The organism is Ruegeria sp. HKCCD6604, from assembly GCF_013110635.1.
GTDB lineage: Bacteria > Pseudomonadota > Alphaproteobacteria > Rhodobacterales > Rhodobacteraceae > Ruegeria.
The window spans coordinates 66,585-84,257 of the sequence record NZ_WVQW01000012.1 but is presented as its reverse complement, the minus strand read 5'-3'; the positions used below and the strand labels follow the sequence as shown (position 1 = coordinate 84,257).

The window sequence follows — 17,673 nt, the reverse complement described above, 5'->3', positions numbered from 1 at the left end:
GACTCAGGACACCCTGGCGACAATCCTGTTGCGTAGTTTCGATGCGAGTTCGAGCGTCAGGCTTTCAAATCCCTTTGGGCGCCCTGACAGCTGCCAAAGCAACAGGTGGGTCGCGATATAGGTGAACACGCCGACGATGACCTTGACGGCAAAGCGGATGCGCAGCAGGGGCAGGTCTTCGGCTGAATCGTAAGCCCAGCCGATTGCGTCGCCACTGCCATAGGCGCTGCTGACGATGAGAACCGCGGTGACCATTGCGATGGCCGCGGCGAAGGTGCGCCAGGCCATGAGAATGGGTGTAAGAAGCCCCCCGGTTCCAAAATCCTTGGCCATGACCAGCGCCAGCCCAATCGCGAACAGGCTGGCTGCGCCGGATCCGAGGATCGCGCCCACAAATCCATAGTTGGATCCCAGCAGCACCAGTATGGTTGTTACGACCAGCAGGATACTGTTGCGCAGGAACAGCCGTTTCGTGTCGCCCTGCACATAGCTTGCCGAACGGACATTGGCCTGTAGCGTTTCAATGGCCTTGAGCGGGGCGAGCACCCAGATGACCTGAGAGGCTGCCAGCCATTCATATCCGGCCACCACGACGATCAGGTGATTTGCAACCAGCGCCATTCCGACACTGACGGGAATGATGATGCCCAGCAGAATGGCATTGGCCTGTTCAAAGGCTTCGCGGTCGTTGCCCTGAGTTCTGGAGATGCTGGCGAGCCCGGGATAGATCACCCGCTCAAGTGGCCCGATGACCTGGCTGGTGAACAGTGACACAAGGCGAAAGCCGATTCTGAAAATACCCGCATCCGCCAGCCCCAACGTGGCTCCGATAATGATTTGCGGCATGTTGGTCGTCAGGAATTGCGTGATCTGTGCGCCCAGTGACCATGATGATACGTCGATACAGTCATGCCAGCATCTGAGCGTCAGCCGGGGCCGCATCGGCGCGACGGAAAAGGACCAGATGACGCGTGCGACCTGGGTCAGGAAATTGGCTGCCACAATGGCCCAGAAATCGCGCCAGAACCAGGCAAGGCATACTGCGAACAACGTATATGTGATGCGGCTGATGGCTTCTTCACCAGCCACGAATCCAAACCTGAGATCCCTTTCCAGCAAGGGAAACCGTGTGCTTTTGAGTGAACTGACGATGGCGATCAGACATAAGGCGGGTATCAGCTCGGTCAGGGCAGGCAAGCCCAGAAACCCCATCAGGGGTGCACTGATCCAGATCAGACCAGCGGCGGAAGTACCCAGCAGCAGCTGCATCGTGAAAACTGTATTGAGGTGCGCTTCGGTTACCTCGGGTTGCCGGATCAGGGTCATGGAAATCGCCCGCTGCGCGATTTCAAGCAAGGCCACTGCGATGACGAAATAGGCGATTACACCGAAATCCGTCGGGGTCAGCAGGCGGGCAGTGACGATAAGTGTCAGCAGGCCAAGAATCTGGCTGAAAACACCCGACGCAAACAGTGCTGCGGCCCCGACGACAAGGGGTGAGCCGCGCGGGACTGCGGCACCGGTCGGTTCGGATTTAGGCGAAGGCTTCAACAGCTTTGTCTTTCCACATTCAAAACAAACAACAGAATACCGGGTTAGTGTTTCCTTTTTATCTCCTCTATCAAGTATTCCAACCGGATAGAGAAGTGCCGTTCTGGCAATTGGGCGGGGTCGCTGTTACTCAAGGAAAACCGCACTTTTTTATGTCGAAATCACATGATTTTCTTTCAATGTCAGAAGGTTGTTTCATACTCGGTGATACCTGCGGGTCTAGTGTCCGAAAGTTATCTGCTGTTTCAAGGAGAATTTCTGGCCCAGTGTCTCAGATCAGGCTCCTCATGGGCAAGCGCGTCAAGTATGTGATGCCTGATATGTGTCCGGTGGCGGCCAGTGCCCAGAAGCCGGGGTTCAAAACGGTGTAATGGTATGAAGATTGCGATTTTTGGTCTGGGTTATGTTGGGTTCACGGCAGCATGCTGTCTGACCCGTGAGGGGCATGAGGTGATCGGCGTCGATGTGAATGCCGACAAGGTCTCGGAAATCAATGCCGGGCAGCCTCCGATCAAGGAACCCAAGGTGGCCGAGCTGCTGACCGAGGCGCTTGCAAAGAACCTGATCCGCGCAACGGTTGAAATCCCCGACCTGTCGGATGTGGATCTGGCCATCGTTTGCGTCGGCACGCCCAGTTCCACTGACGGCTCGCACAACATGAATTTTGTGGCCGAGGTGACGCGGCAGATTGCCAAGGCCATTTCGCCCGACCGCGCGCGACCGCTGACCGTGGCGTACCGATCCACCTTCCGGCCGGGCACGGTGCGGCAGCTGATCGAGCCGATCTTTCAAAGCTATCTGGGCGATCGGACGGGTCAGGCGGTCGAGATCGTCTATAACCCCGAATTCCTGCGCGAGGCTTCGGCGGTGGATGATTTCTTCAACCCGCCCAAGATCGTTGTCGGCACGGCAGACGGAGATCGCTCGGCGGTGATGGACGAAATGCACGAAGGGCTGGATGCGCCGGTGTTCTACACCGCCTTTGAAGAGGCCGAGATCACCAAATTCGTCGACAACACCTGGCACGCGACCAAGGTGGCCTTTGCCAATGAGGTAGGCCGCATCTGTCACAGCATGGGCGTGTCGGCCAAAACCATGCACGAGATTTTCGTCTCGGACACCAAGCTGAACATCTCGGCCTATTACACCCGTCCGGGGGGCGCGTTCGGGGGCTCGTGCCTGCCCAAGGATGTGCGTGCGTTGCAGCATATTGCCGGTGAGGTGGGGGCGCATACCCATCTGATCGACAGCCTGTTGCAGACCAATCAGGCGCATAAAACCTATCAGGCGCAGGATATCATGGCGCGGCTGCCCGAAGGGGGCCGGGTGCTGATGGCCGGGCTGGCCTTCAAGGCCGGAACCGACGATCTGCGCGAAAGCCCAAATGTCGATATTGCCCGGCGGCTGTTGCAGGCGGGCTATCAGCTGTCGGTCTATGATCCTGCGATAAAACCGGCCGATCTGCGGGGGCAGAACCTTGGTTATGCCTTTACCCACCTGCCCAACGTGGGCAGCCTGCTGGTGGACCGCGCCACGGCCGAGGCCGGGCCCTGGGATCTGGTGGTCGGTTCAAACCGGATCGTGAATGATCTGAACCTGGGTGACGCAGAGGTGGTAAGAACCTATGAATATGACTAGCCCTGTGCCCGCCGTTCAGCCGATTTCGTTCGAAGAGCTGCGCCAGAGCCAGCCCCTGAAGGGCCTCAAGGTTCTGATCGTGGTGGAAAACCTGCCCGTCCCCTTTGACCGCCGCGTCTGGATGGAGGCGCGCACGCTGGCCGCGGCCGGCGCGCTGGTCTCGGTCATCTGCCCCACCGGCAAGGGCCATGAGGAACGCGTGTGGGAAGACGAGGGCATCAAGGTCTATCGCCACCCGCTGCCGCTGGATGCCAGCGGGGCGCTGGGGTATCTGCTGGAATATGGCGCGGCGCTGTTCTGGGAAAGCTGGCTGTCGCTGAAGATCAAATTCACCCGCGGCTTTCACGTCATCCATGGCTGCAACCCGCCCGATCTGATCTTTCTGGTGGCGCTGCCCTTCAAGCTGTTTGGCGTGCGCTATCTGTTCGATCACCACGACATCAACCCCGAGCTTTACGAGGCCAAGTTCGACAAGCGCGGCTTTTTCTGGAAGCTGATGAAGACGTTCGAGCGGCTGACCTTCGCCTCGGCCCGGGTGTCGATTGCCACCAATGAAAGCTATCGCAAGATCGCCATCGAACGCGGCGGCATGGCGCCCGAGGATGTGTTTATCGTCCGGTCCGGCCCTGATCTGAGTCGGCTGCAGCACCTGCCGCCGAACCCGGCCTGGCGCAACGGGCGGAAATACATGGTGGGTTATGTCGGCGTCATGGGTGATCAGGAAGGGATCGACCTGCTGCTGGAATCCGTGGCGCATCTGGTCAAGGTTCAGGGCCGCGACGATATCCAGTTCTGCCTTGTGGGCGGGGGTCCCAGCCTGGACAAGCTGCGCGAACAATCTGCTGAAATGGGCCTGTCGGACTATGTCACCTTCACCGGCCGTGCCCCGGATCGGGATCTGTTCGAGATCCTGTCAACCGCCGATGTCTGCGTGAACCCGGACCGGGTGAACGAGATGAACGACAAATCCACCATGAACAAGATCCTCGAATACATGGCCTTCGAAAAACCCATCGTTCAGTTCGACGTGACCGAAGGGCGGTTCTCGGCGCAGGAGGCCTCGCTTTACGCCAAGGCCAACGATCCGGTGGATATGGCCGACAAGATCACCGACTTGCTGGCCGATGACGAACGTCGTGCCGCCATGGGCCGCTATGGCCGCGCCCGGGTCGAGGCGGAAATGGCCTGGCCCCATCAGGTGCCTGCACTGATCGCGGCTTATAAGCGGATCTGGAAGGGGTAAGATCTGCTATTCAGCAGCCTGTTTGGTCTTCAGGGGCTTTTGAGCCTTCCGGTGCCGCAATTGCATGGCTGGGGCCTCAACATAATGCCATGACAGCATCGCGCAGATCATCGTTAGTGGAAATGATATGGCCATGTTGACGATGGGGGTGGTGACCCCGGCCTGCGCCACCAACTGCTGGATGGGAAAGGCATAAATGTAGACCCCGTAGGAATAGTCGCCCAGCTTGTTGTAATGCAGCAGCAGAGGCGTTTTCGCGTAACCCAAGAAAAACACCACATATGACAGGCAGACGGCAAAGACCGGCAGAAACAGCGGCGTGAACCAGGCCACAATGGACAGCGCCGTTGCCGTGATGAAGAGGATCGGGGACAGCGGGATGTGCTGGCGCCAGATATAAAAGACCATCCCCGTGAGAAAGGGGAGTCCAAGCCGGGTGAGCTGCTCGATGCGCGGGTTCAGATCGGTCACCATGGCCACCGCATAGACGACCAGGAACAGCAGGGTAACAACCGCAAAGATTTTTTTCCGACCCAGAATGCCGAGGATGCCGCAGATCAATACACCGATATAGCAGGTGACCTCGTAAGACAGCGACCAGAGTGAGCCGTTGACTGCCGGGCCGTACGGGTTGGATTCGAACACGCCGGGCAACACGTATTGAATCTTGAACAGCAACATGTTGCGCACAAAAAATTCCCCGGCCTGCGCCCAGAAAACGGATGCAGGGGCCTGTGTCAGTATGAACCCGGCAACCAGAAGGGTAATCCCTGTCACGACCGCAAGTGCCGGAAACAGACGCAGCGCGCGGGCGATCAGAAATGAACTGGCAGACCGTTTTCTATCGAAGCTGCGTGTGATGAAGAATCCTGAAATGGCGAAGAAGATCCATACGCACACCATGCCCAGGGACAGCCCGTGAAGAGCAGTTTCAAACGGTTGACCAACCGCGCCACCCCAACTGAGCGGATAGGCGTGCGATACAAGCACGCCGCTGGCGGCAAGAATCCGGATCAGGTTGAAATTGTTGTCCCGCCCGTCTGCCCGGTCCGCGATATAGCAGCGCGCAGGATCGCCCGAGGCAGCATGCGCATCCTGGTCTTTCATCCGCGAGTCCTCTGGGTTGGTGGCATAAACATATGGGTCCGCAATTATTTGGAAGTTATCCTTTGATACAATATCCACGGTTCAGTTGCTGCAAGTATCTCGAAACCCTGAACCTGTGGCGGAAACGATTCCGTGGAACATGTCACGATTGTATCGGCTTTGGCGTTCGACAATGCATTCAAGGCCGATGGCAGCGTGTGATTGGCCTCCAACACAATTTTCTGAACTGTGCTTTGCACATGGGTGAGCGCTCCGGTGATGCGCAGCGGTTGTTGGGTGGGGTTGGCAAAGGTTGGAACGGCGGTGCCGTTGAAAATCATGAGAAAGGACAGGGGCCTGCAACTGGGCTTGAAGACCCATGCGTCCCGGGCGTCTTCAATATAAACCCCGGCCCCCAGGGTACGCGTATCGTGGCGGCTCAGCGCATCAAGATATGCGCTGTAGATCTTGCCATCCTGATACCATCCAACGGTCAGCATCAGGTTCCGCACCAGAAGCAGCCCGGCGATCGACGCAACGGCAGCCCGGCGTGAAATAGGTTTAGCGTCGGGGTTCAGGGACAGGCTTGCCGCCAAAAGCGCCAACATCAAAAGCGGAATACGTTCGCTCAGATGTCCGACACCGAACAGGTTCGGGGGTATGATCAGGATCAGCACCCCGCACAACGCTGCGGCAAGTTTCATACGCCTGTCGATCTGCAATATCCCGGCCAAAAGGCCACCGATCAGAAGGCCCCATAAAACCAGGCCAAAGCCCCAGTCGAAATTGCGCCATGTCGAGTCGGCAACACGCAGAATGCCATCCATTCTCAGATAGGCTTCGGTGCCCAGCCGACGCCATAAGGTGCCTTGCTCGGCATGAGCCAGAAGGTTGGTCACTGGCGTGATGACTCCGCCTCCTGCAGTTTTTGTCTGGATGAACAATAAAGCCGGCGCAACGGCGATCAGGGCCAGTCGGGCGGCCCTGCGGATCAGTACACGGGGGCCCATGTTGCCCGATGATAGGGCGAGGGACAGCTCGACCATACTCAGTAGCAGGCCCCACAACGCAAAGGCCAGCCCGTGAATGAAAAACAGGATCAGCCCCAGACAGGCCGTGACAGCCAGTTGCCGGACGGGGTGGTTCTGTGCCGCAATCCAATAGCCGGTTGCGCCCAGCAGAACCCCCAATCCAAGCAGAAAATTCGAAAACCCCCAGATCAGGATGTGGTTATACGCGACCAGACCGGCCAGCAGCACGCTGAGCACCGGGAGGTGACCGTGCAGAACACGTGACAGATACAGAATACCCACGAACGGGGCCGCAATGATCAGACCGGCGATTAGCTTGGCACCCAAAAGCGGGGGCAGCACTTTCATGACACCCGTGCCCAGAACATCCAGCCCGAGATTGGGCAGCAGTTGCCAGGCGGCTTCGTAGTTTTCCTGCAATACGTCAAAATCCGGCAGTTTGGCCAGAATGTAGTAGCGTGCGATATGGGCATAGAAATCCGTCAGCGGAAGAATTGGCGTCACGCAGAGCGGAACAAGGCTGACCAAGAGGGTCAGCGCCAGAACTGGACGCAAAGAACGGCTTTGAGGAGCAATATTCATTTCTGCCGCGGGCACATTTCTAACCATACACTTAAAAACTAAAAACCTGATCCCTTACTGTCAGAAGCACGTCATCATGCATTTTTTGTCGTGCCGCAATCATTTGAATCGGCGTGCCATGTTTTACGACACACGGTGTTGCGGGGAATGCTCTGATTGCGTGTTGTCCGGTCCCTCCTCAAAACGGTACAAAACGCGGCAGGCGGTTCAGGCTTGGCTCCATGAAACGTTGCAACCTTGCATCCGCATCCGCTTCGGTTTCACCGGGCAGGATGGGGGTCACAAACCGGACCAGAGCGCCATCGGTGCGCCCCATGGTGAAGCCGTCCTGAATGACGCTCATCTTGGCGCGGAAATCATTGACCATACGCTTGCCGCGCTGCTCGAACCAGTAATAGACCAGCTGTTTTGACAGCTCTTTCTGGATCACGGCGCGGTTGACCGTAAAGCTGCCATAAGGCGTGTTGCCCGGGTTGATCTCATAAGGTTCAAGGCTGAAGATTTCCCAGCCGCCCACCGGCAGGCACACTTCGGGCGAATGGATGCCGTCGCCGTCGGTCTGCTTGTCGTAAAAGGCCACGAACATGTTCACGAAGTCGCCCGATCCGGTATTGATATAGGTGGCATTGAGGTAATCGCTGGCCCCCAGAACCTGTTCAACCTGTGGATCCAACGTGGTAGGCGACCCGGACCAGGGGCCAAGCTGCCGTGGATAGAGAACAAACGGGTCACGTTCCACAGGCCGCACTTCGGAAGCGGGCCGCAGGGTCCAGGCGGTTGAAACCGCAAGCGTCAGAAGGGCCGCAACCGCCAGCGCCACCGATGCGCGAATGCCAAAGATACGCAAGGCAACAGAACCCAGCCCCTGGGTATCCAGATCAATGGTCTCGGCAAAGGGTTGCGGATTCGGCGCCAGGCGCTGCAAGCCGATGGCCATCAGGAACAGAATGGCGACGCAGAGCAGGAAGATGATCCAGCCTTCAAAGAAATGCATGAAGCCTTCAGCCTGCTCGATGCCGTGCTGATTGACCAGCACGCCGATCACGCCAATGCGGATCGAGTTCATCAGCACGGTCAGAGGGGCCGCCGAAACCAGCAAAACCACCTTGTGCCAGATCGGGCCACGGTAAAGCAGGGCAAAGAGATACGAGAAGCTCAGGATCGGGAACAGATAGCGCAGCCCGGAACAGGCCTCGGCCACCTGCAGTTTGTAGACCCCCAGATCGATGATGTTGCCTTCGATGAAAACCGAAACACCGGCCATCTGCACGAACCAGACGCCCAGCTCGGACGAAATCCATTGCAGGAAGATCGTGAGCTTCCAATAGATGAACTGCGGCAGCGGCAGCATGAACACCAGATGCAGCACGGGCAGCTGGTGGTATTTGCCCCGTTGCCAGCCGAACACGGTCAGCATGACGCCGCCCACCCAGATGATCATGGCATAGGTGACGATATCGGGAATACGGGCCAGGTTGCCCAGAATGGCAATGAGCAGGGCCGCGGCAATCACAAGCACGCCTGGCCAGCGATCATGCACAACCGGGTTGGGGGGCGGCATATCCCGCAATTCACGCAGGAACAGATACAGCGAGATGATCGGGATCAGCGGGCCATGGCTGTATTCGGGGGTGCTCCAGGCGGCGCCCAGAGACACGATCCCGATCCAGAAGACGGGTATCGATCCAAGCAGCAGCAGGACAAACCAGAACAGCCCGACGGTGTTCATGACCGGCAAGCCTCTTCTGGCCGCTTCAAGGATATTACTGCGGCTGTTTTTCGAATCGAGGTGATGCATCACGGTCCATCATGCACAATAAGGTGCGGCCTGAAATTATGACGGCTCAAGCTCCCGCTATTTTGATCCGTTTTCGGGACATTGGGCGCGGGATGTCCTGATTGTCGATATCATGAACCGCGTGAATGAGCGTCAGGGTTTGAGAGAAAAGCGCCGGCCCAAAGTCAGAAAGACCGAGTTTGAAGTTGCCTTAAAGCCGTTCTGATCGTCCATTTCATATTGGTACCCCACGTTTACGGCCCAGTCTTTCGTGACCGCCCGTGTATAGGACGCACTGAACGTACCGCGCTGGCGCGGGTTGGGTTGACCGGTTCCCTCGTCTTCCTGGTCGATGTAATCGATACTGAAAGACAGCCCCGATACCGGGTTGATGAAATAGTCATATGTCAGAAACACCAGTGTTTCGCGTGTTTCTATGCTCTGCGTACTGGTGCCGACCCGGCGCTGCACCGTTGCCCCGATCCGGGAACTGGCCAGCTGATAGCTGTAGTCGAGCTGCCCGATCGGTGTGACTTCGTCGAATGGTCCTCTGGTCAGGCCCACGTTGAAGCTCAACACGCCGTTGGCGCGCTGAAAACTGCGGCCGGCCGTTGCGTTTATCCGTGACCCATTGACCCCGAATGTCTGGTCAATCTGAAAATCCGCCGAGCCGTCTGGCAGGGTTTTGCTCCATGCGAAATCCCAGACGAAATCCTCGGTTACGGTGTTGGTATTGGTTGTGCGCTGCGTGTCATCCACCTGACTGTAACCGATATTCGCACTGACGGTGGTGACAGGGGATACGTCATAGGTCCCGCCAACTGTCACAACCGTTGTTTGCTCATCGGTTCGCACGTTGTCCTCTGCCGAGAAATCAGTGTAGCCGAGACGCAAGTTGGCCTGAAAAACCGGTGACACCCGCAATGTCGTGATCGCCGTGTAATTGCTTGACTTGTTGTCGAACAGGTTCGGATCGATTGTGTTTGTATAAGTGCGTTCGCTATAGCTGTAGATGAATTGGAACCCGATTGGATCATTCAGGCCGGTTTGCCAATTCAGGTTGCCCAAGGAGTTGACCTGATCCCCGATGGTTCCGATCACATCGGCGGCATCAATTCTGCCATCCAGATTGGTGTCGGTCAGTGAACGATTAAAAGCCAGATCCTGTTCGCGGTAATCCAATAGCAGGTCAAGCTGGCTGTTCTGGCGCGACCGCTGATACGACAGGCGGGCAGACGGGTCCGCAAAGCTGGAATCCGTCCCGATAATCGGCTCATTGGCGATCCGGTACAGTCCGGAAAGGTCAAGAGCCAATCTCGAATCCGAGGTCTGCTTCAGAATACCCAATGCCAGCGTATTCTCCCACCAGGTCGTGGACCCAAGCGAAGGATCGGTCAGGCGAAGATTGCTGTCATGTCTGAGCGACGAGAGATAATCCAGGGTCACACTCAGGCCGGTCCCAATCTGCTGACCGGTCGGCAGGCCGACCCTTCGGGCCGGGTTTCGTTGTGCCCGTTGTGCGATCAGTTGCTGGCTGGGTGTCTGCTGCACAACCGTCGGTGCGACGGTTGTCTGCTGCACGGATGTTTGCTGTGTCGAGGTTTGTGTTTGCTGCGCAGTCGTTTGCTGTGTCGAGGCCTGCTGCCCGACAGCTGGTGTAAACGAACTTATGACAGCGATCCCGCCCCCCAGAATGGTGGACAGCCTGCTCCTGGATTTCCCCACCTGTATCAGCCCCTATTCGAACAAGCGGCGTGCTGGTACGACAACAACGTCTCCGGGTCTAAGCACTGTATTGCCTTGGATGCCACCGCCCGAGCCTTTGTAGTTATAGGTGTATTTTCTCATCACGCCTGTTTTACTGTCAGCCCGGCGCAATTCGATGCGCTTGCGAGCCGCGAAATTGGTCAGGCCACCGGCCTGAGCCAAAACCTGGAGAATTGTTGTGCCTTCGGTTGCCAGATGCTTGCCGGGCACATTGACCTCACCCATGATGAAAACATCGATGGTTGGTCCGGATGCGGCCTGTCCGCCCAGAAGCGGCGGCGGAGCCAGCGACGCCACTGAAATAAAGACTGTCGGCGGCGTATTGAAATTCGAGGCCAACGCCGATGAGAGCGACGCGCTTAATCCGCTGGTCGACTGACCGGCCGCACGGATCGAGCCGGCAAGCGGAAAGTTGATGGACCCGTCCGGCAGAACCAGAATGGTCCGATTCAGGGTGGGGTCTTCGAGAACTTCAACCTGCAGCGCATCACCCGGTTGGATTTGATAGGATTGCGCCCATGATGCGGTGGCCACGATCATGGTAATGACAAGTGCGGTCAAGGACCCGATGACTGTACGCATATTCAAATCTCTCACTTTTTCCTACTTATGCCTTCCCACAAGCTGCAAAACAATCAGCAGGGAGTCTGATACATACAAGATGCGGCAGAAATGCAGCGGCGGCGCGCGTGCACTCTGTGCGCTTACTGACCTGCGTTGCTCATCGTGACCAGCCGTTCGATCTCGGCCTCTATGGATGAGGCAATCTCAGCCGAGGCTGCCCCGGTCGCTTCAGCTGCACGAAAACTGCGCAAAGCTTCTTCGTGCCGGTCCAGAGCGGCGTATGTTTTGCCCAGATGGTACAAGACCAGAGGATGCCCAGAGAAAACCTGTGCCGCAGATTCCAGGTACTGGACGGCCTCTTCATAGTTGCCGACCTGATACGCCACCCAGCCATAGGTATCTTGAAAGGCGGGCTCTTGCGTGCCCCGCAGACGCTGCGCCAAAACATGCGCTCGTTGCAGGCTTTCGGCATCGTTGCGCTGGGTTGTCAGCAGGCTGGCAAGGTTGTTGGCAACCAAAATCGACTGGCCACTGAGGGGGTAGAGCTTTTCGTAAACGGCAATGGCCTGCTCCATATCGCCGGCCTGTTCGTGAAGCGCTGCCTGCACAAATAGCAGATCGGGATTTTCGGGCAGGGCAATCAGTGCCTCGGCCAGGACATCCTGGGCTTTTTCGATATTGCCACGCTCGGCTTCCAGCATGTGAAGCGCGACCCATGCCCGTGTTATGTCAGGGCGCTCATCGATGATCGCGCGATAAATCTGTTCGGCCTTGTCAAGTTCCCCTTCTTCCGCCAGCGCACGTGCCTTTACAAAGCGCAATGGCAGGGAATCCGGGGTTTCCGTAAGTTTCTGATCGATCCGGGCAAAGGCTTCTTCGTGTTTGTCCTGAGCCAGCATCAGTCGGATAACCGCGATATCAGCGGGCAAGCCGAATTGGGGATCTGCGGCCAATTCGTTGAGAAATTCCATCAGGTCGTCAGAGCGGTTCTGGGAGGCCAGCATGTATGCCCTGAGCTCGTTCGAAAGGCGTTGCGCGTTGGGGTCTGTCAGCGCTTCGAGCGACTTCAGAACAGCTTCAAGGCGGTCCCAGTCCTGCTGACGCATGTAGGTTTGGGCAAGCAGAGACAGCAGGTCCGGATTTTGCGGGCTTTTGCGCAAGGCATCCAGCAACACGCTCTGGGCGATTTCCAAGTCATTTTTTGACAGCAGATATTGACCATAGCGCGCAGCCTCGGTTCCTGCGTTCTGGGACATCTCCGCAGCCAGGGCAAGCATTTCGCCCATCAGTTCGCGATCGCCGTTGCGCTCGTGAGCATTGGCCATAAGGGTCATCAATTGCGGATCGCGGGGGGTCTGGCTCAGGGCTTCGCGCAGCAGGATAATCGCATCACCGGTCTGATTATCCTCAATCAACCAGGCAGCCTTGAACTTGAGCGCCCCCACCTGTTTCGGATCTTCTTCAAGAATCTTTTCGACCAAAGCGCGAGCTTCTTCAGATTCCCCCTCGCTGAACAGCATCCGGGCAAATTCTACTTCGTTTTCCCGGGTTTGTGCGGTTCGCTCTGCATCTGCCAGAAGATTGCGCATTTCAGAAAGCGCGGTTTGCGTGTCCCCGCTGTGAAATTTCAAAGTGGCCCGCCATGCGCGGAGCTTTGCGGCGTTTGTACTATCCTGCGCGATGATTGCATCAATTTCGTTGATAGCGGCTTGGGGACCGCGATGGTCGTTCAGGAATGCAATAAGGCGTTGAGTTGGCATGTGATCTTCGGCCTGAGGGTCGATCTTCCCGCGCAGAATATCCTCAGCCGCATCCAACTCGTTCCAGTCGATGTAATGCTGAACCAGCATCGCCTCGACGCCCTCATCCTCGGGGTAAAGCTGAAGCATGCCTTTGAGCTGCAAAGCTATCTCTTCGTGTTTGTTCTGAGCCTGTAGGGCACGCAGTCGGATCGCGTACAAATTGTCCTGCTTCGGCACTACGGCCAGTGCGGCATCAATCTCGTTGACCGCATCATCCCAGAGTTCGTTGCGGACAAGCCAGTCGATCACGATTTTCCGCGCGCTCATCAGATCGGGTTTTTGGTCGATCATTTCGCGTGCGGTCCGAATGATGGAATCCGTTCTGGCCACATCCCCGTTACGGATCGAGTCGGTATAGGCCAGGCTGTTATTGATGGACTCGACCTCTATATTGTCGGGTTCCAGTTCGGCGGCTATCGCACCATGGCGTCTGACAGCGTCCCAGTTGCCCAAGTCAAACGCCATCTCGGCCAGTGCGAAGTGGCTTTCGAAATTGTCCGGGTATTGTTCGACCAACAACAGGTACTGGCCGAATGCGACTGGGATGTTCTCTCGATCACGCTCAAGCCGGGCATAGGTCAGGCGCGCCTCTTTGTGCTGGCCGTTCAGTTTGAAGACGTTGCGGAATTCGACCAGAGCGCGCTCGACGTCGCCCTCTTCCAGCAAGGCCAGCCCGGCCTGATAATGTTTCTCGGCCCGCTCTTCAGCGGTGTCACAGGCACTCAGGAACAGGAACGCAGCACACAGAAGCGATGCAAGACGTGGGAGACGAGAAAAGACGGACTGGTTCATGGGTAGGTTTCCACACGATCTGGGCGCAACAAGGATACAGCCATCCCAAAAGGCTACAAAATGACCGTTTCAGCAACCGGTCCCGCGCAGAACCGCAAAAATTGTCCGAAACAGGATATGCATGTCCGTCTTGAGCGACATATCCTTCCAGTATTCCACATCATGCTGCGCGCGCTCGGCGAATGTCGAGTTGTTCCGGTTGGAGACCTGCCATGAGCCGGTAATCCCAGGGCGCATTCTGTAGTACATGTTGTTTGGATAAAGCTCTTTCTGGCAAACCATCATGGGGCGGGGGCCAACCACGGACATTTCGCCAACGAAAACATTCCAGAATTGCGGCAACTCATCCATCGAGGATTTGCGCAGGAATGTCCCGAACTTGATGATGCGCGGATCATTCCGCAGTTTCTGGTCGCGATTCCATTCCTCACGGGCTTCAGGGTTTTCTTTCAGATGTTCTTGCAGCACATTTTCGGCGTCATGCACCATTGTGCGTAGCTTGATCATCTTGAACGCCTTGCCGTTCTTGCCCAGCCGTTCCTGCCGATAAAACGGAGTCACGCCCTGGAATGCCAAAAATGCGGCCAGCATAAGAACAAAAGGCACAACGAAAGGTGCTGCGAGCAAAGCGAACGCAATGTCAAAAAGACGCTTGCCCACACTTCTGTACACCCCTCGACACGGCAACGGAGTGGGTACAACAGAAATACCGGAGTAGCCCGCGCCAGCGTTGGCCACTTCTTTCGAATGACTTGTCACTATTTAAACCCCCAACACACACAATTACTCACGAACCACTCACCAAACTTACGAACCGAACACGCTCGACCTCAACCACATATATTTAAAATCTTATATTTTTATACCACTTCGACCCTGCACTTACTCACTTGCGAGGCCGCTTTCCCGTATCCAACTGTTAACAAATTCCACCTGCCTTGCAAAACATTAATGCTGGCGAACGTGTTCTCTGGTCGCTGAATACAGGTGCTTTTTTACAGTATCGTGAAGATGCGATCAGCTGATTGGCCGCAAATTCATGAACTTTCGTTTCCCCGTGGGACACAATGGGCGAAAATTTCACCCTTTAGGTTTGATTTCCGCCCTTAGAATCTTTTTTAATGTGTGATCACATCAGGTTCTGGTCGCCTCTTTTTTGGTCAACCTAATAAGGACACAACGGAAACAATCGCACCGATCACTTCAGATTGAGAAAGCGGGAAGGTCAATTCACCGCGTGTGCAGTTTAGTGGTGCCTGCTATCTTGATTTTGTGACAAACTAGTACCCAAGTACTTTTTGTTTATGTGATGTGTTCGTTGTGTAAGGGATTTCTGGTGGTTCAGAGTATGAGTTTGGATAATCTCCGGGGGGCCAGTACGAGGTTTGACAAGGCAGAAGGCAACCGAGGTGCAATGGCGTCCAGCGACGGGTTTTATCTAGATTATTTCGGGCTTGACCGACGGCCCTTCACGCTGCTTCCGGATCCCGGATTCATGTACTGGTCGCCGCTGCACAAGCGCGGTTACTCGGTCCTGCAATTCGGCATCATGAGCTGTGCGCCCATCACCGTGCTGACCGGGGAAATCGGGGCCGGGAAAACCACCCTGATACAGCATCTCCTCAGCGAGATGGAGCAGTCGATCACGGTTGGGCTGATTTCGAATGCGCAGGGCGGTCGCGGAGAGCTGCTGCAATGGGTCCTGCACGCGCTGGGTCTGCCGATCGAGGCGGATGCAAGCTATGTACAGATATTCCGGGCACTGCAGGATTTCCTGGTCGCGGAATATGCCGAGGGCCGGCGGGTGGTTCTGATCTTTGACGAAGCGCAGAACCTGACCGTCGAAGGGTTGGAAGAAATCCGGATGCTGACCAATATCAACTCGAATACGGATGAGCTGATCCAGCTTGTTCTGGTTGGTCAGCCTGAATTGCGCGACATGGTTCTTGATCCCAAGATGCGCCAGCTGACACAGCGCGTTGCCGCAAGTTTTCATCTTGAACGGATGGATGAGTCTTCGGTCAAAGCCTATATCAGACATAGGATGAAAACGGCTGGCGGTTCAGGCGATGAGTTCACCGAAGAGGCCTGCAAGCAGATTTTCACACAAACGCGCGGTGTTCCGCGACTTGTAAATCAGTTCTGCGACTTTGCCCTGCTTTATGCCTGGACGAATGAGGCCGAGAAAGTGGATGAAGAGGTTGTGGAGCAAGTGGTCAAAGATGGCGTGTTCTTTGGCGGAAACTCACTCGAGAAGGAGCTGACAGTCTGATATGGGCCCGGTTCGCTATTACTTTTCCATTTTCCTGAGGCGGTTTCCGTATTTTCTGATCGTCGCGCTCATTGTCTCTGTGGCATCGATCATCATAGCACGGGCGCTGCCCCCGACCTACCTGTCTCAGATGCGCCTGATCGTGGAATCGCCCCAGATTCCAGGCAGCCTGGCCGCGAGTACTGTGACCACACCTGCAGCAGAGCAACTGCAGATCATCGAACAGCGCCTGCTGACCCGGCCGGTCCTTCTTGATATCGCCCATGAATTTGAGGTTCTGCCCGATCAGGACGAGGCAACCCCCGATCAGATCGTCAACGCCATGCGCAAGAGCACCTCGATCTGGATCACCGGGGGTCTCAATCAGGCCAATCTGATGACAATCACCTTCGAGGCGCGCAGTGGCCAGATTGCGGCAGGTGTGTTGAACAGATACCTGACGGAAATCCAGAAGCTGGATGTCACCTATCGCAAGGAACGGGCCACAGATACCCTGGCTTTCTTCGAGCTCGAAGTAGAACGGCTGAGCGACGAGTTGAGCCGGCGCAGTGCCCGTATCCTTGAGTTCAAGAATGAAAACTCCAGCGCCTTGCCCGACAGCCTACAATTTCGGCTGGCGCAGCAGGGGGCATTGCAGACCAATCTTGAACAAACAGACCAACAGATCTTTTCGCTCAAAGCGCAGCGCGAAAAGCTGGTGAATATCTTCAGTTCAACCGGTCAGGTTGTCGGGGTCTCCCAGCAGAACCTGTCCCCTGCGCAACAACAGCTGAGCCAGTTGCGGAATCAACTGGATAATCAGCGTGTGATTTATTCCGAAAACAACCCTCAGATTAAGCTGTTGCAAGCCCGGATCGAAAAGCTCGAGGAAGTGGTTGCCGCCGAACAGGCAACAAACCCAGCCCCGGTTGATGTACAAACAGGCAACTCGGCCCTTGATCTGCAACTGGCCCAGGTCGACTCGCAGATTTCGGCGTTAGAGGACCAGAAACGGGTTATGGAAGACCGTCTTAACGCTCTGACGTTGACCATCGATCAGACGCCGGCCAATGCCATCACACTGTCTGAACTGCAGCGCGAACATGACAACATCCAAACCCAGTACAATGCCGCAGTCAGCCGTCTGGCCGCAGCCTCGACCGGGGAACGGATTGAGGTCACGTCCCAAGGGCAACGTATTTCCGTCATTGAGCATCCCTCTACGCCAAGCGAGCCTTCGAAACCCAACCGCCTGATGATTGCCGGAGGGGGATCGGCCTTTGGTATCCTGCTGGGGCTGGGGCTGGTGGTTTTGCTGGAGGTCCTGAATCGGTCCGTGCGTCGGCCCGAAGACCTGATCAACAAGCTTGAGGTCTGGCCGATCGCCACTATTCCCTATGCTCCATCACGCGGTGAAGTGTTGATGCAGCGCGCGGTATGGGGTGGGATCATACTGGCTATTCTAATCGGAGTACCAGCCGGGGTCTGGGCGGTGCATACCTATTACCTACCCCTCGATCTTATTACCGAGAGAGTGATGGATAAACTGGAGACATACTGGTGAGTATTGTTTCGATTGATTTGGTGAA

General features: G+C 56.4%; 12 protein-coding genes. 4 read left to right on the top strand and 8 right to left on the bottom strand.

Annotated elements, in window-relative coordinates; translation table 11 throughout:
* Window positions 1-3: 3 nt before the first annotated feature.
* Window positions 4-1,551: an oligosaccharide flippase family protein gene (locus GS614_RS20095; RefSeq protein WP_171120482.1), complete on the bottom strand. Its 1,548-nt coding sequence runs from the start codon at window positions 1,549-1,551 to the stop codon at window positions 4-6.
* 375 nt (window positions 1,552-1,926) lie between these two features.
* Here GS614_RS20095 and GS614_RS20090 point away from each other — a divergent pair, with 375 nt between their 5' ends.
* Both GS614_RS20090 and GS614_RS20085 read left to right on the top strand, forming a co-directional pair.
* Window positions 1,927-3,189, top strand: a complete 1,263-nt coding sequence (locus tag GS614_RS20090; protein ID WP_171120493.1) for a nucleotide sugar dehydrogenase — start codon at window positions 1,927-1,929, stop codon at window positions 3,187-3,189.
* Window positions 3,176-4,432, top strand: coding sequence for a glycosyltransferase family 4 protein (locus GS614_RS20085; RefSeq protein WP_253284307.1), 1,257 nt, complete (start codon window positions 3,176-3,178; stop codon window positions 4,430-4,432). Before GS614_RS20090 ends, GS614_RS20085 begins: the two co-directional genes overlap by 14 nt.
* Before the next feature lie 6 nt (window positions 4,433-4,438).
* On the opposite strand, the gene GS614_RS20080 is transcribed toward GS614_RS20085, so the two are convergent.
* From GS614_RS20080 to GS614_RS20050, 7 genes are all read right to left on the bottom strand, one after another.
* Window positions 4,439-5,539 carry an acyltransferase gene (locus GS614_RS20080; protein WP_171617584.1) on the bottom strand — a complete coding sequence of 367 codons (1,101 nt, stop codon included), beginning with the start codon at window positions 5,537-5,539 and terminating at the stop codon, window positions 4,439-4,441.
* 44 nt (window positions 5,540-5,583) lie between these two features.
* Window positions 5,584-7,131, bottom strand: a complete 1,548-nt coding sequence (locus tag GS614_RS20075) for a hypothetical protein (RefSeq protein WP_171617583.1) — start codon at window positions 7,129-7,131, stop codon at window positions 5,584-5,586.
* A 178-nt stretch (window positions 7,132-7,309) separates the two neighbouring features.
* Window positions 7,310-8,860, bottom strand: a complete 1,551-nt coding sequence (gene xrtD, locus GS614_RS20070; protein ID WP_253285470.1) for a VPLPA-CTERM-specific exosortase XrtD — start codon at window positions 8,858-8,860, stop codon at window positions 7,310-7,312.
* Window positions 8,861-9,061: 201 nt separating this feature from the next.
* Window positions 9,062-10,489, bottom strand: coding sequence for a hypothetical protein (locus GS614_RS20065; protein WP_171727167.1), 1,428 nt, complete (start codon window positions 10,487-10,489; stop codon window positions 9,062-9,064).
* 156 nt (window positions 10,490-10,645) lie between these two features.
* Window positions 10,646-11,257, bottom strand: coding sequence for a polysaccharide biosynthesis/export family protein (locus GS614_RS20060; protein WP_170346999.1), 612 nt, complete (start codon window positions 11,255-11,257; stop codon window positions 10,646-10,648).
* A gap of 122 nt (window positions 11,258-11,379) precedes the next feature.
* The gene (locus GS614_RS20055; RefSeq protein WP_171727166.1) at window positions 11,380-13,833 is read right to left on the bottom strand and encodes a tetratricopeptide repeat protein; all 2,454 of its coding nucleotides are present in this window, start codon (window positions 13,831-13,833) and stop codon (window positions 11,380-11,382) included.
* 69 nt (window positions 13,834-13,902) lie between these two features.
* Complete coding sequence (locus GS614_RS20050) at window positions 13,903-14,493, bottom strand: sugar transferase (RefSeq protein ID WP_367397139.1); 591 nt, start codon at window positions 14,491-14,493, stop codon at window positions 13,903-13,905.
* A gap of 754 nt (window positions 14,494-15,247) precedes the next feature.
* On the opposite strand from GS614_RS20050, the gene GS614_RS20045 reads away from it, so the two are divergent.
* Both GS614_RS20045 and GS614_RS20040 read left to right on the top strand, forming a co-directional pair.
* Complete coding sequence (locus tag GS614_RS20045) at window positions 15,248-16,105, top strand: ExeA family protein (RefSeq protein WP_171120590.1); 858 nt, start codon at window positions 15,248-15,250, stop codon at window positions 16,103-16,105.
* Window position 16,106: 1 nt separating this feature from the next.
* Window positions 16,107-17,648 carry a lipopolysaccharide biosynthesis gene (locus GS614_RS20040; protein ID WP_171120508.1) on the top strand — a complete coding sequence of 514 codons (1,542 nt, stop codon included), beginning with the start codon at window positions 16,107-16,109 and terminating at the stop codon, window positions 17,646-17,648.
* Window positions 17,649-17,673 lie beyond the last annotated feature (25 nt).

Bases quoted from the DNA above. Each gene is read 5' to 3' on its own strand.
- GS614_RS20040 (WP_171120508.1), top strand. From the start codon at position 16,107: ATGGGCCCGGTTCGCTATTACTTTTCCATTTTCCTGAGGCGGTTTCCG.
- GS614_RS20060 (WP_170346999.1), bottom strand. From the start codon at position 11,257: ATGCGTACAGTCATCGGGTCCTTGACCGCACTTGTCATTACCATGATC.
- GS614_RS20085 (WP_253284307.1), top strand. From the start codon at position 3,176: ATGAATATGACTAGCCCTGTGCCCGCCGTTCAGCCGATTTCGTTCGAA.
- GS614_RS20045 (WP_171120590.1), top strand. From the start codon at position 15,248: ATGGCGTCCAGCGACGGGTTTTATCTAGATTATTTCGGGCTTGACCGA.
- GS614_RS20090 (WP_171120493.1), top strand. From the start codon at position 1,927: ATGAAGATTGCGATTTTTGGTCTGGGTTATGTTGGGTTCACGGCAGCA.
- GS614_RS20080 (WP_171617584.1), bottom strand. From the start codon at position 5,539: ATGAAAGACCAGGATGCGCATGCTGCCTCGGGCGATCCTGCGCGCTGC.
- GS614_RS20075 (WP_171617583.1), bottom strand. From the start codon at position 7,131: ATGAATATTGCTCCTCAAAGCCGTTCTTTGCGTCCAGTTCTGGCGCTG.
- GS614_RS20055 (WP_171727166.1), bottom strand. From the start codon at position 13,833: ATGAACCAGTCCGTCTTTTCTCGTCTCCCACGTCTTGCATCGCTTCTG.
- xrtD (WP_253285470.1), bottom strand. From the start codon at position 8,860: ATGAACACCGTCGGGCTGTTCTGGTTTGTCCTGCTGCTGCTTGGATCG.